Below are 12,860 nucleotides of genomic sequence, written 5' to 3'. Positions count from 1 at the left end.
CAATCTGCCTTTGCCGAACCCTCATGCCCGACACTGTTCAGGCGATCCACGATGAGTCCTTGGCCTGTCGGGTCGTCCGCTCCTCGCCCCTGACCTACGACGATGAGCCGCACCCCGAGGTGACCGATCGGCCGCCGCACGTGCGAGCCGCATCGAGCCTCGTCCTCCTGGTCGACCGCTATGCGATTGTGCAGGACGATGCCAACTTCCTGGCACTCATCGACCCCGACAGCCACGAGGTGCGGAGCCACCCCCTTCCGGCTGGGCCCCAGGGCCTTCGCGTCTTCGACTACGATGAGGGCACCGGCCACCACAAGCTCGACCTGGAGGCATGTGCGGTCGTGCCCGGGACCGAGGAGCGTCTTCTCGTGGCCTTCGGTTCGGGCTCCGCGGAAAATCGAGAGTGGATCGTTACGGTCGACTGGCGTGGGGCCGACGATGAGCCGGACACTGACCTCGCCGAGGCACCGGCCCTCTACCAGCACCTCCGCGAACAAACCGACTTCTCCGGCAGTGGCCTCAACGTGGAGGGCGCTATCTTCGTGGAAAAGGACCGCCTCCGTCTCTTCCAGCGCGGCAACGCTGAGCCGACCGACACGCTTGGTCCCGTCGACGCGACGGGCGACCTGCAGTGGTCGGCCCTCGCGGCCCACCTCAACGATCCGGAGCAGCATCCACCGCCCGAGCTCCAAAACGTGGTTCAGTACGACCTCGGGACGCTCCACGACGTGCGGCTCACCTTCTCCGACGCCATGCGCCACGACGGCGCAGTCCTGTTCTCTGCCTCCGCCGAGGACGAGACCACGGGGGATGTGGTTGGGTCGGTGCTTGGCGTCATCGACGAGGACGGGGCCCGCCTTGCGGAGCTAATCGACGAAGATGGAACGCCGTTCGAGGGCAAGGTGGAGGGCCTAAGCGTGCACCCGGGCTCCCCGAATCGGGCCTCCTTCGTCATCGACGCCGACGCCTCCGACGAGCCGTCGCTGATCTACGAGGCAGAACTCGATGGATCCTGGCACTGACCCCGACGAAGCGAGCGAGGAAGGCCGCCGGGCGTGTCTGAGATTGTCGACTGCGCATCGCTCCTGGACTGAGCCATATCCGGCACCAAAGTAGGAATTTTAGAGGCTCTGGCTCCCCACCAGAGGAGGTGCAGCGCAAGGTGCTGAGCTACGTCGAGTCACTGCGGTCGTGGGGAGGAGCAACCCCCCCGACACACGGGGATCGGAGTTCGGCGACAGTCACAGACTGATTCCTGTTCGTGGAGCAACCCAGCTTTGAACATTCCCCTGCCAACGCCGAGCGGCCGGACGTGTCCATCATCGTGCCGGCCTACGAGGAGGCCGAGTCCCTCCCCGAACTCGCCGACGGGCTCCGGGCGGCGTGCGAGGAGGCGGGCCTGTCGTTTCGGGTGTGGATCGTCGACGACGGATCGCAGGACGAGACCTGGACGGTCGTACAGCAGCTCCACGAGGACGATCCCCGGTTTGCGGGGCTCCGGTTCCGGCGCAACTACGGAAAGTCGGCGGCCCTGGCGCTGGGCTTCGAACGGGCGCGGGGGCGCTACGTGGCGACGATTGATGCGGACCTGCAGGACGATCCGGCCGAGATTCCCCGGCTCCTCGACACCCTGGAGGAGGGATATGACCTGGTGAGCGGGTGGAAAAAGGACCGCAAGGATCCACTGAGCAAGACGATCCCGAGCCGGTTCTTCAACTGGGTCACCGGTCTTCTCTCGGGACTCCCGCTCCACGACTTCAACTGCGGGCTCAAGGTCTACCGGCGCGAGGTGGTGAAGAGCGTTGACGTGTACGGGGAGCTCCACCGCTACATCCCACTGCTGGCCAAGTGGGAAGGGTACCACCGCGTCGCCGAGCAGGAGGTGCAGCATCATCCGCGCAAGTACGGCACCACCAAGTTCGGGACGGAGCGATTTATCCAGGGTTTTCTGGACCTCATCACGGTCGTCTTTCTCACCCGCTACGCCGTGCGGCCCATGCACTTCTTCGGGTCGATTGGGACTGTGGCGTTCGTCGCGGGCTTCGGCATCAACCTGTGGCTGTCGGTGGAAAAGATTGTCTTCGGAGACCCGATTGGTGGCGCGCGCCCCCTACTGCTGCTTGGGCTTCTGCTCATCCTGTTCGGCTCGCAAATGTTTACGACCGGACTGCTCGGCGAGATGGTCATTCGGCCGCGAATGGAGGACACCTCGGCGTATGAGGTGGCAGACGCCGTGGGTCCGGCCGACAGTCCTGCGGGAGAAATGTCCCCCGCCATCGAGGAGTAAGCAGCACAGGCTGGTGGCAGCGGCCTCGCCCAGGTCTCCTGTTCGACCTTCTCTCGAAATGTAGTACGCCACAGCTATGGACGAACGCACGCTCGGAGACCAGGGCCTCACCGTCTCCGCTCTTGGCCTCGGCTGCATGGGCATGTCTGACTTCTACGGGACGCCCGAGGAGAGCCAGGCCATCAAGACGCTTCAGCGGGCCCTCGATCGGGGCCTCACGTTCTTTGATACGGCCGACATCTACGGCCCCTTCACCAACGAAAAGCTCGTGGGCCGCGTCCTGGATCTTCACCGGCACGAGGTCACCATCGCTACGAAGTTTGGCATCGTGCGGGACGAGGACGGCACCACGCACGGCATCAACGGGCGGCCGAGCTACGTGGAGAAGGCCTGCAACGCGTCCCTCCAGCGGCTTGGGGTGGACACCATCGACCTGTACTACCTGCACCGCGTCGATCCGGAGGTGCCCATCGAGGAGACCGTCGGGGCGATGGGGCGGCTCGTGGAGGCAGGCAAAGTGCGATTCCTGGGCCTCTCGGAGGCGGCGCCGGACACGCTCCGCCGGGCCAACGCGGAGCACCCCATCACGGCCCTGCAGACCGAGTATTCGCTATGGAGCCGCTTTCCGGAGGAGGGGATCCTACCGGCGTGCCGCGACCTAGGCATCGGGTTCGTCCCGTACAGCCCGCTGGGCCGCGGCTTTCTCACCGGTCGCTTCCAGTCGCCCGAGGACCTGCCCGAAAACGATTGGCGCCGCCACAACCCGCGCTTCCAGGGCGAGAACTTCCAGAAGAACCTGGATCTCGTGGCGGAGGTGAAGCGCCTCGCCGCGGAGAAGAACGTGACGCCCGCCCAGTTGGCCCTCGCCTGGGTGCTGCATCAAGGCGACGAGATTGTGCCGATCCCGGGGACGACGGATCCGGATCATCTGGACGAAAACATCGACGCGCTCGACGTGTCGCTGTCGGAGGCGGAGCTCGACCACATCGACGAGATTGCGCCGAAGGGCGCCGCCGCGGGCGATCGGTATCCGGACATGAGTTCGGTGAATCGGTAGCGGTACACAAGGAAGGGTTGGACGGAAAACTGGCTGTTGAGAGGACGGCAGAGCGGAAAATGGACAAACGGAAAAATGGGGACATGCGAATTGCCGTCGTGGGGCCGATGCATCCGTACCGGGGCGGGATTGCGCACTTTACGGAGATGACGGTGCAGGGGCTCGATGAGCGAGGACACGAGATGCGACCGGTCAGCTTTGCGCGGCAGTACCCGGAGTTCTTGTTTCCAGGGAAGACGCAGTTCGAGCCGGACGACGAAGCACCGGCGATCGTACGGGGGGCACCGCGACTTCTCGACCCGCTGAATCCCCTCTCGTGGCTCCGTACAGCGTGGCAGCTCCGCGAGCAGCGCCCTGAGGCCGTAATTTTTCAGTACTGGATGCCGTTTTTTGCCCCTGCCTACGGCACCGTCGCCCGGATTCTCCGGTGGGCGGGCATCCCATCGCTCGCCGTGGTCCACAATGCACTGCCCCACGAACGGCATCTGGGCGACGCGTGGTTGAGCCGCTTCTTCCTCGCGGCCTGCGAGGGCCACGTCGTTATGTCCGACGCGGTGGCCAACAATTTACAATCCCTCCGTCGCCCCGACGCCGCGTTTCGTCGCATCGAGCATCCCGTCTACGAGCGGTTCGGGGAGCCCGTCCCTCGGGCAAAGGCCCGCGCCGCCCTCGACCTCCCCGAAGACGCTCCGGTGATGCTTTTCTTCGGCTTCGTCCGCGAATACAAAGGCCTGCACGTGCTCCTGAAGGCCCTGCCCGACGTGCTGGAGGCCCTGCCCGACCCGCACCTCGTCGTCGCTGGGGAGCCGTACGACGATCCGGCGCGCTACCGACGCCTCATCCGTGAGCACGGCCTCGACGCCCACGTTCACTGGTACGATGACTACGTCCCATCCGGCGAGGTGCCCACCTACTTTTGCGCTGCCGACCTCGTGGTGCAGCCCTACGTCTCGGCCACGCAGAGCGGCGTTGCCCAGATTGCCACGCACTTTGAACGGCCCATGGTGGTGACCGACGTGGGCGGGCTCGCAGAGACGATCCCACACGAGGAGGCCGGGTTCGTCGTGCCAGCCGAAGATCCCGAGGCCCTAGCGTCGGCCATCATCCGCTTCTTCCAGGAGGGGTGGGCCGGGCGGCTCGCAGAGGGCGTGCGCGAGCGGAAGCACGCGCAGCAACCGGCGCGCCTCCTCGAAGCGATCGAGGAGCTCCTTCCCGGAAGTACGGAGTGAACTGCACCGGTCTATTCCGTGCAGGAACGTCCGGGCTTCCGCGCCCTCACGGGTCCAGCCCCCAAGGAGTGTGGAGTTTCTGCGATTTAGACCCGGTGAGAAGGCGCAGCCGTGTCATCTCTGCCTCTCCTTCTTTAGAATCGTTCTAAACAAGACTTTTTGGAACCGATCCTGTGGCCTTATGCAGCGACTCCTCAGCTTTAGCCTAATCGCCACCCTCGTCCTCTCGCTCCTCGGGTGTGGAGGGGGCGAGCAGGACGAGCTCGTCATCTACTCGGGCCGAAGCAAACCGCTGGTCGACTCGCTTGTGCAGCTCTACCGGCAGCAAGCCGACATTCCGGTCCGCGTGAAGTACGGGACCGATTCCCAGCTGCTGGCCGCGCTGCAGGAGGAGGGCGACCAGACCCCAGCCGACGTGTTTTGGGCCAACACAACGGGGGCGCTCGGCAACGCCGTCAACAATGATCTCTTGGCGACGCTCCCCGACACCCTCGTCAACCGAGCGGCCCGATTCACTCCCTCCAATCAGCGATGGGTGCCCGTCACGACTCGCTTCCGGGTGTTGGCCTACAACAGCGACGCGGTGAGTCCGGAGGACCTGCCAGACTCGGTGCTCGATCTGCCCGACCACTCGGAGTTGAAAGGCCGCATCGGATGGACCCCGGCCTACTCCAGCTTCCAGGACTTCGTGACGGCCCTCCGGGTGACAGAGGGGCGGAAGACAGCACGCAGGTGGCTAGAGGGGATGCAGGCCCTGAATCCGAAAGCGTGGGCCTCCAACACGCCGATGGTGCGGGCGCTGGAAGCCGGGGAGATCGACGTGGCCCTGACGAACCACTACTACGTGCTCCGCCTCAAGTATGGCGGCGCCGAGGGCGAGTATGAAGATGAGAACGAGGGAGAGGAGGAGCACGAAGAGAATGAAGGCGCCGCACCGCGGGCCTCTGCTCCCGTTGAGATGTACCACTTCGAAAAGGGAGATCTCGGCAACCTCGCCCTCGTGACGGGCGCTGGGACCTTGCAGGCAAGTGATCAGCCCGAGGCGGCCCATCGATTCCTACGGTTCCTGCTGTCGGAGCGGGCGCAGTCGTTCGCTGCGACCCGGGTGAACGAGTATCCCGTCGTGCCGGGTGCACCAGTGCCGGACTACATGATGCCGGTGAAGAAAGCGCTGAAGCTGAGCCCGGAGTTCGAACTGGAACGGCTGCAGGAAATGGATCCCACTCTCGAGCTGCTCCGAAACGTGGGGGCGCTGTAGGACCGACGGCCTGGAGGTGCGGGCGTACAGTGCAGGACGCGTCCACGCGCCTTCATGCCTCCGCACTTTTGCATCACGTGCGATTTTGGCAGCAGAGGGCGGAGAGTTCCTCGTTCAAGGAGGGCGATTCTGAATGAGAGTATCCCGCGCGCTGGACACGATCCGCTCCCGCTGGTACGTGGCGATCCCCGTCGGGGTCGTCGTCGGGGGCGTACTCATCCCTCTGGCATACCTGCTCCTCCGGGCTCTCCAGGCGGATCCTCAGACGCTTTGGAATCTGATTGTACGGTGGCGTACCCTTCACCTGCTGGGCAACACCGTGGGACTCGCCGCCGGCGTGCTCGTGGGAACGAGCCTCCTGGCCGTACCGATGGCCTGGCTTGCCGCCCGCACGGCCCTCCCAGGCCGGCAGGTGCTTACCCTGCTGGGAGTGCTTCCGCTCGCGGTACCGGGGTACGTGATGGCGTACGTGTTGCTGGCCAGCACTGGGACGTACGGCACGCTCGCGCAGATGCTGGGCCTCGTGGTGCCACGGCTCAGCGGCTACACCGGCGCCGTGATTGCACTGAGCCTGTCGACCTTCCCCTATCTCTTTCTGAATCTCCGCACCGCCTTCCTGGGGCTGGATCCGGCCCTGGAGGAATCGGCACAGGCCCTGGGCCACAGCCGCTGGCAGATCTTTTTCCGGATCGTGCTGCCCCAACTGCGCCCGGCGTTCCTGGCGGGGGGACTCCTGATCACGCTTCATGTGCTGGGCGACTTTGGGGTGGTATCGCTCATGCGGTACGAGACGTTCAGCTACGCGCTCTACATTCAGTACGCGGCCTCGTACGACCGAATCTACGCGGCGTGCCTGGCGCTCATGCTTCTGATCCTCACCGGCGCGCTGCTGATGCTGGAGGCGGGACTGCTCCGGGGCTTGTTGTTTCATCGGACTGGCAGCGGTACAGGCCGGCGGCCTACGGTCCACCGGCTGGGGGCGTGGCGCTGGGCCGGGTACGCCTTCGCGCTGGGCGTGGCAGGACTATCGGTGTTTCTCCCCGCCGGAACGGTGGGGTACTGGATGGTCGACGCCGCCGGACGTGGAGGAGACTGGCACAGCCTCGCGGCGTCGCTCTGGGACTCGGTGTCGGCATCGGCCCCGGCCGCCCTCCTCGCCGCTCTGCTAGCCCTGCCAGTAGCCTACCTCGGGGTGCGGCACCCGTCGGCCTGGACCCGGGGCGTCGAACGGATTGCCTACCTGGGGTACGCTACCCCGCCCCTGGCATTTGCGCTGGCGCTCATCGTGTTCTCGCTCGGCGCCGTGCCGTTTGCGTACCAGACGCTGGCGCTACTCGTCGTGGCCTACGCGATTCATTTCATGGCCGAAGCGGTCGGGCCCATCCGAAGCGCGCTCTACCAGACACCGCCGCACCTGGAAGAAGCTGCCCGCTCGCTGGGCCGGTCGCGGATCGGAGCATTTTTTAGCGTCACCGTTCCGCTCGTGCAACGGGGACTACTGGTGAGCGTGGCCCTCGTCTTCCTCTCGGCCATGAAAGAGCTGCCCATCACCTTCCTCCTCGCTCCGATCGGGTTCAAGACCCTTGCCTTCAACACGTGGAGCTTCGCCGAGGAGGCCATGTTCGGACAGGCTGCCCCGTACGCCCTCGCCATCATGTTCGTCTCGGCGTTGTTCGTGGGCGTGCTGCTGTTGCGGGAGCGTGCGACGTCCCGCCAGCCCGCGTCGAAGGCGACGTAGTCCCGCCGCGGTCGGGTCTGGAAGGACGATCGTCGGGAACGAGTTGCCCCGAGCTAGGTGCCATTTCACACCATGGCTGATCCACTCCTCTCCGTCCAGGACTTGACCAAGCGGTTTGGCCCTGAGGCTGCACCCGTCGTCCACGAAGTATCGTTCGACGTGGAGAACGGCGAGATCTTCGGGATCCTGGGACCGAGTGGGTGCGGCAAGACGACGACCCTCCGCTGCATTGCCGGGTTCGAGCGGGTCACCGCCGGGACGGTTTCGCTGCGGGGAAAAACACTCTCAGGACCGGGCGTGCACGTGTCGCCGGAAGAGCGGAAGGTGGGCATCGTCTTCCAGAATTACGCCCTCTTCCCCCACCTCACGGTGCTCGAAAACGTCGCGTTTGGGCTCGACGGAGTCTCCGCCGCCGAGTCGGAGGCCCGCGCGCGGGAAACCCTAGAGATGGTAGGGCTTGAGGGCTTCGAAGACCGGCAGCCCCAGCACCTCTCGGGCGGGCAGCAGCAGCGTGTAGCCCTTGCGCGGACCTTGGCCCCGGAGCCGGACCTCATCCTGCTCGACGAGCCGTTTTCGAATCTCGACGCCCTGCTCCGGCAGGAGACCCGCCAGGAGGTGCGCGAGTTGTTGAAGAGCAAGGGCATGAGTGCCGTCCTGGTCACGCACAATCAGGAGGAGGCGCTCTCGTTTGCCGATCGGCTGGCGGTGATGCGGGGCGGACAGATCGACCAGATCGGCCCGCCGGAGAATGTGTACTACCAGCCCCGTACCCTCTTCGTCGCGCAGTTTCTGGGCCGCACCAATCTGCTGCTCTCGCAGGCCACCGGCACCGAGGCCGACACGCCGCTGGGCCGCGTGGCCCTCAACCGCGAGGCGGAGGGCACCGTGCTCGTGTCGATGCGGCCGGAGCATCTCGCGCTGGAGGCGCCGGAAACCTCGAACGGCACGATGGCGACCGTCGTGGGCCGGGCGTTCAAGGGCCACGACATCACCTACCGGGTGTGTTGCCACGGGAACGAGTACCTCGTCCACACCGACAACCGGCAGCTCTACGAGCCGGGAGACGCTGTAGCGGTCCGCTCCCTCGAACCAGCCGTCGTGCTGGAGAGCCGGTCGACCCCCGCGGAGGTGCCGAGCGGGGCCACGCCGGAGCCAGACTCCGCTCGTTCCTCCTCGTAGCCCCAAACTCCTCCTTCCGATGCCTGCGACGCTCCGGTTCTCACTCGTCGCCGCGTGTGCGATGCTGGTTTTGATAGGGACGGGATGCGATCTCTTCGGGGGAACGGATTCTCCGGAGTCCATCGCAGGGTCGTGGCGGGGCACGACGGAGGTGAGGGGGACGAATTACACCCTGACGCTCAACTTAAAGCGGGGCCCGAGCGCAACCCCGAACCAGAGCGCAGTGTCGGGCGATGGACGCCTCGTGACTAGCGAGCAGACGTGGACGCTCGAGGTTAGTGGAACGGTCACGAAGCCGGACCTCTCGCTGTCCCTCCAGTTCGCCGGTGGGCGTCCAGGCCAACTTCGAGGAACGGTCGACGACCCTCTGGAAACCATCGAGGCTGAGCTCCTCGGTGGCCCTCCGAGCTTCGACGCAACTCCCATTACGCTTGAGCGGCGGTGAAGGACTGCCGCTCTCCACTGGCGGCGAGGCGAAACAGGGACCGCCGGCATGCTGCATCAAGCGCCCGTTTCTCTTCCCAGCGCCTCGGGGCCGCCGAGACCTCAGGCCTCAGCGGAATGGTCTTCGGTTGGTTCCTACCGGCTCCGCGCCCCGATAGATGGGGCGCGTGGGAGGAGGCAGGTGCGGCGCTGGACGGCCGGGTCGGTGCCCCGGCCCGGATCCGAGCTAGGGAATGCTCCCCGAAGTGCCGTAGCTTAAGGACGTGAGCCGTCCTCATCCGCGTCACCCAGGGGGGAAGCCCATGTCGGAGACCACGTTGCCCTTCTCGCTTGCCAAGAGCAACGAAAAATTGACCGACCGGGGGTTTATGCGCTGATTGACATGGACCGGCTGATTGACACAGGTCGGATGCCCGGCCCCGACGCGGTGGAGAATTGGCGCCGGCATCCGGGTCGACGTTCTACGGGCTGATCGCTACCTTCGGAAGTGTCCGCCATTCCCGCCGTTCCCCCGCCCGATGCACGCTCGTCTCCTCCTTGGTCTCGTTCTCGTGTGGGTCGCCCCGGTCGCCGCGGCCCAGCCGATGCCCGATCGCCCCTCCGACGATCTGCTGACGCGCCCGGCCCTGCAGGCTCTCATTGAGGCGCAGGTAGAACGCGACGGGGCGGCACTGCGAGAGAAGCTCGATGCCCGCACGTCGGGTGTGCGGGCGCGAGCCGCCTTCGCCCTCGCCTCGGTGCGGGACACGGCTGCCATTCCAGACCTGCTCGACCGGCTCCGGGACGGCGTGCCGGTCGTTCGGTCCGACGCGGCCTTCGCTCTGGCTCAGATGCCTGCGGACCAGGTGCCGACCACCCCCCTCCTGCAGACGCTACGCTTCGAGCGGGACGCGACGACACGACGATTCCTCATCCATGCACTCGGGCACACGGGCGACGCGGCCTCGCTGCGCACCCTCCTCGACCTGGGCCTTCCCGACCAGCGCGGCGGAGACCTCGCCCTCGCCCTGGCCCGGTACGGCATGCGCGGAGTTGTCGATTCGGTGGGCACCGCATGGCTCGTAGAGCACCTGACAGCTGAGAATTCGTGGGCGCGCCGGAACGCGGCCTACGCCTTCGGACGGGTGGAGGCGCTGGCGAGGGGACGCGCCGACACGATCCGGCAGGCCCTCGATACGTATGCGCTCGACGACCCGGCGGCCATGCATCTCATTCGGGCACTCGGGCAGGTGGGGGACACGGCCGACACCGACCGCCTCATGGACTGGCTCCAGACAGCTCCGGACTGGCGCGTCCGGGTCGACGCGGCCCAGGCCCTGTCCGGCCTCACCGAGGTGCCTGCCGTCCGCACGACACTTGTGGGCGCTCTTGACGACGATCATCCGCTCGTGGCCCGTACAGCCGCCGAGACGCTGGGCGGGGCCGACTGGTCATCCGCAAACGTGGAGGCCGTGACGGCCTGGATCGACGCGCACCCCGACCGCTGGCGCGTCCGGGCACCGCTGCTGCGCGGCCTGGCCCGGAATGGACGGGGGCCTCGTGTGCTCCGGACCGTAGAGCGGTGGCGAACGGAGCGGGACTCGATCGTCTACGCCGCCGCGGTGCCTGCCCTGGCGCCGCTCGACACGGCCCGGGCCGACACACTGCTTGCGACCGCTCTGCGGGCCGAAGACGTACGTGTGGCCACCGCGGCCGTCGACGCCGTGGTGGCCCGCTGGGAACAGATCCGCCCAGACGGGGTCCGGTCCACGTTCCGCCGTCTGTCTGCCGCTGCCCGCCGGGGAGATCCGGCCCTCCTGTACGCCGCAGCGCCCGCCCTGGCCGACTCTGCCTTTGTCTCCCGGGGCGCCGCCGACACCCTCGCGGCCGCCTATCGGACGCTTGCCACGCCCGAGGGCCTGGAGGGCATGACGGCGATCCTGGAGGCCCTTGGCACGGTGGGCGGCCCCACAGCTGAGGCCGTGCTCCGCGACGCGCTCGACCATCCCCATCACGCCATCCGCAAGGCCGCCGCCCAGGGCCTCTCTGCGGCCACCGACACGACCGTCACGGCGGCCCCGCGGCCCTTGCCGGACACCCCAACGATCGACTGGTCCCGCCTTGAGACGTTGGGCCCGCACCCGCGCCTCGTTCTGGAGACGAACCGGGGCGCAATCACGATCGAACTCGATGCCGAGCAGGCGCCCCAGACCACGCAGGCGATCACGCGGTTCGCCCAGAACGGTCGGTACGACGGTGTACCCTTCCACCGCGTCGTGCCCAATTTCGTCGTGCAGGGGGGCGACTTTGCTCGTCAGGACGGCTTCGGCGGCCCCGAATTCTTTCTTCGCACCGAGATTACGCGCATTGGCCACCGCCGCGGGACAGTGGGGATGGCCAGCGCCGGCCGCGATACAGAGGGCTGCCAGTTCTTTATCCCCCACAGCATGCAGCCACACCTGGACAGCGGGTACACAGCCTTCGGGCGGGTCACGGCCGGGATGGACGTCGTGGATCGCCTCCGTGCGTACGACCGAATTGAGACGGCTCGGGTGGAGACGACAGAACAGGACTCCCAGTAGCGGAAGCGCTCACTTAGATGCCTGCTCCCGAAACGCCTTGAAGCTCTGCGTTTCGTACGCCCCCGACCCGACGTATCGAATCAGAGGAAGAAAGATGTCCCGCTCAATGAAGCCGGGCTGGCGGGCAATCGGCGTGCCGTCGGCTTTCATGAAGACCGTGGTGGGCACGCCCCGAGCCCCGAGTGCCAGTCCCAACTGCTTCGACGTGAGCGTACGGCCCCTAAATTGATGGCTGCCCGCCGTCGTGTCCCGGTTCAGGCGGGCGTACGTAAACTCACGGTCCAAATACGATCGTACCGTTGTGTCGGCATACACCTCCTCTTGCATGCGCTGGCAGTACGGGCACCAGGGGGCATAAATCTCCAACAGGATCGGCGTTCCTCGTGCCTCGGCCTGCTCGATCACCTCCCCGAGCGAACGGGGCGGCATCTCCATCTGGGCGTGGGCCGTCTCCATCCCGACCGCGAGGACGAGAGCTGTCGCAAAAAGGGCCGACCAGACAGAACCGAGCGGGCGCATTGGCGTCAAGGCAACGATGGGCATGCGAGTGGCTCTTTCAGATGCCCCCCCAACCGAAAGGTTCCCTTTCTTCAACACGGCTGCCCGGCCTGCCAGACTGACGCCTCCGAGGTTCCAGTCCTACGCCGAGTAAGAGGGGGGGGTCATGAGAGGATGCTCTCTTTTTCTTTCAGATTGCCAGGGCGCCGTCTAAAACTACTTCTTCCCTCACTCCCGTTCGGTCAGGGCGCAGGTAGCGGGCGTGGTCCTCCTCTTCCCCCGGCCGCCGCTCGGTGTTGAGATTCACCAGTCGCTGCAAGATCGTTTCCTCAGGCCCCCCGCCTCGCAGCCGTACGTGTCGGCCACGGCGGCGTCCAGGTCGTCGTGGGCGTCGAGTTGCGCCCCGAGGTCACGGATCGTGGCCTTTCGTGGCTCTTTCGCTGCCGGGAAGGACGCGAAGCACCGTGTTTCTTGGGAAGCCCACCGGGCGTCCGCGCCCGTTCCACTGCCTCACGCGGCCTTCGTGGCCCGGGCGACCTCTCCGTCCTCGGCCAGGCGCACCTGATCGGGGCGCAGGTCGACCACCGCACGGGTCTCGCCGGTCAGAAA

At 66.3% G+C, this 12,860-nt stretch carries 10 protein-coding genes; 9 read left to right on the top strand and 1 reads right to left on the bottom strand.

The window, feature by feature from the left end; all coding sequences use genetic code 11:
- The first annotated feature begins 23 nt into the window (after positions 1–23).
- The 9 genes from ABEL04_RS00050 (at position 24) to ABEL04_RS00010 (ending at position 11,753) form a co-directional block, all read left to right on the top strand.
- Positions 24–1,022 (top strand): DUF6929 family protein, encoded by a 999-nt coding sequence (locus ABEL04_RS00050; RefSeq protein WP_375800323.1) that lies wholly within the window; start codon positions 24–26, stop codon positions 1,020–1,022.
- Positions 1,023–1,261: 239 nt separating this feature from the next.
- Positions 1,262–2,287, top strand: a complete 1,026-nt coding sequence (locus tag ABEL04_RS00045; RefSeq protein ID WP_375800322.1) for a glycosyltransferase family 2 protein — start codon at positions 1,262–1,264, stop codon at positions 2,285–2,287.
- 76 nt (positions 2,288–2,363) lie between these two features.
- The gene (locus ABEL04_RS00040) at positions 2,364–3,344 is read left to right on the top strand and encodes an aldo/keto reductase (protein ID WP_375800321.1); all 981 of its coding nucleotides are present in this window, start codon (positions 2,364–2,366) and stop codon (positions 3,342–3,344) included.
- Positions 3,345–3,427: 83 nt separating this feature from the next.
- The gene (locus ABEL04_RS00035) at positions 3,428–4,573 is read left to right on the top strand and encodes a glycosyltransferase (protein WP_375800320.1); all 1,146 of its coding nucleotides are present in this window, start codon (positions 3,428–3,430) and stop codon (positions 4,571–4,573) included.
- A gap of 181 nt (positions 4,574–4,754) precedes the next feature.
- Positions 4,755–5,831: an iron ABC transporter substrate-binding protein gene (locus ABEL04_RS00030; protein WP_375800319.1), complete on the top strand. Its 1,077-nt coding sequence runs from the start codon at positions 4,755–4,757 to the stop codon at positions 5,829–5,831.
- Between the two features lie 133 nt (positions 5,832–5,964).
- Entirely contained in the window at positions 5,965–7,569 is a 1,605-nt protein-coding gene (locus tag ABEL04_RS00025; RefSeq protein ID WP_375800318.1) for an ABC transporter permease, read from the top strand.
- A gap of 72 nt (positions 7,570–7,641) precedes the next feature.
- Entirely contained in the window at positions 7,642–8,748 is a 1,107-nt protein-coding gene (locus tag ABEL04_RS00020) for an ABC transporter ATP-binding protein (protein WP_375800317.1), read from the top strand.
- Positions 8,749–8,767: 19 nt separating this feature from the next.
- Positions 8,768–9,193: a hypothetical protein gene (locus ABEL04_RS00015; protein ID WP_375800316.1), complete on the top strand. Its 426-nt coding sequence runs from the start codon at positions 8,768–8,770 to the stop codon at positions 9,191–9,193.
- A 517-nt stretch (positions 9,194–9,710) separates the two neighbouring features.
- Positions 9,711–11,753: a peptidylprolyl isomerase gene (locus ABEL04_RS00010; protein ID WP_375800315.1), complete on the top strand. Its 2,043-nt coding sequence runs from the start codon at positions 9,711–9,713 to the stop codon at positions 11,751–11,753.
- 9 nt (positions 11,754–11,762) lie between these two features.
- On the opposite strand, the gene ABEL04_RS00005 is transcribed toward ABEL04_RS00010, so the two are convergent.
- Positions 11,763–12,296, bottom strand: coding sequence for a thioredoxin family protein (locus ABEL04_RS00005; RefSeq protein ID WP_375800314.1), 534 nt, complete (start codon positions 12,294–12,296; stop codon positions 11,763–11,765).
- Positions 12,297–12,860 lie beyond the last annotated feature (564 nt).

The sequence above is a fragment of the Salinibacter sp. genome (assembly GCF_042218895.1).
GTDB lineage: Bacteria > Bacteroidota > Rhodothermia > Rhodothermales > Salinibacteraceae > Salinibacter.
Note: the sequence above shows the minus strand (reverse complement) of the source record. Positions and strands in the feature narration are given on the sequence as shown.

Coding starts and splice junctions, on each gene's coding strand:
- ABEL04_RS00035 (WP_375800320.1), top strand. CDS start 3,428: ATGCGAATTGCCGTCGTGGGGCCGATGCATCCGTACCGGGGCGGGATT.
- ABEL04_RS00005 (WP_375800314.1), bottom strand. CDS start 12,296: ATGCCCATCGTTGCCTTGACGCCAATGCGCCCGCTCGGTTCTGTCTGG.
- ABEL04_RS00015 (WP_375800316.1), top strand. CDS start 8,768: ATGCCTGCGACGCTCCGGTTCTCACTCGTCGCCGCGTGTGCGATGCTG.
- ABEL04_RS00050 (WP_375800323.1), top strand. CDS start 24: ATGCCCGACACTGTTCAGGCGATCCACGATGAGTCCTTGGCCTGTCGG.
- ABEL04_RS00030 (WP_375800319.1), top strand. CDS start 4,755: ATGCAGCGACTCCTCAGCTTTAGCCTAATCGCCACCCTCGTCCTCTCG.
- ABEL04_RS00020 (WP_375800317.1), top strand. CDS start 7,642: ATGGCTGATCCACTCCTCTCCGTCCAGGACTTGACCAAGCGGTTTGGC.
- ABEL04_RS00040 (WP_375800321.1), top strand. CDS start 2,364: ATGGACGAACGCACGCTCGGAGACCAGGGCCTCACCGTCTCCGCTCTT.
- ABEL04_RS00025 (WP_375800318.1), top strand. CDS start 5,965: ATGAGAGTATCCCGCGCGCTGGACACGATCCGCTCCCGCTGGTACGTG.
- ABEL04_RS00010 (WP_375800315.1), top strand. CDS start 9,711: ATGCACGCTCGTCTCCTCCTTGGTCTCGTTCTCGTGTGGGTCGCCCCG.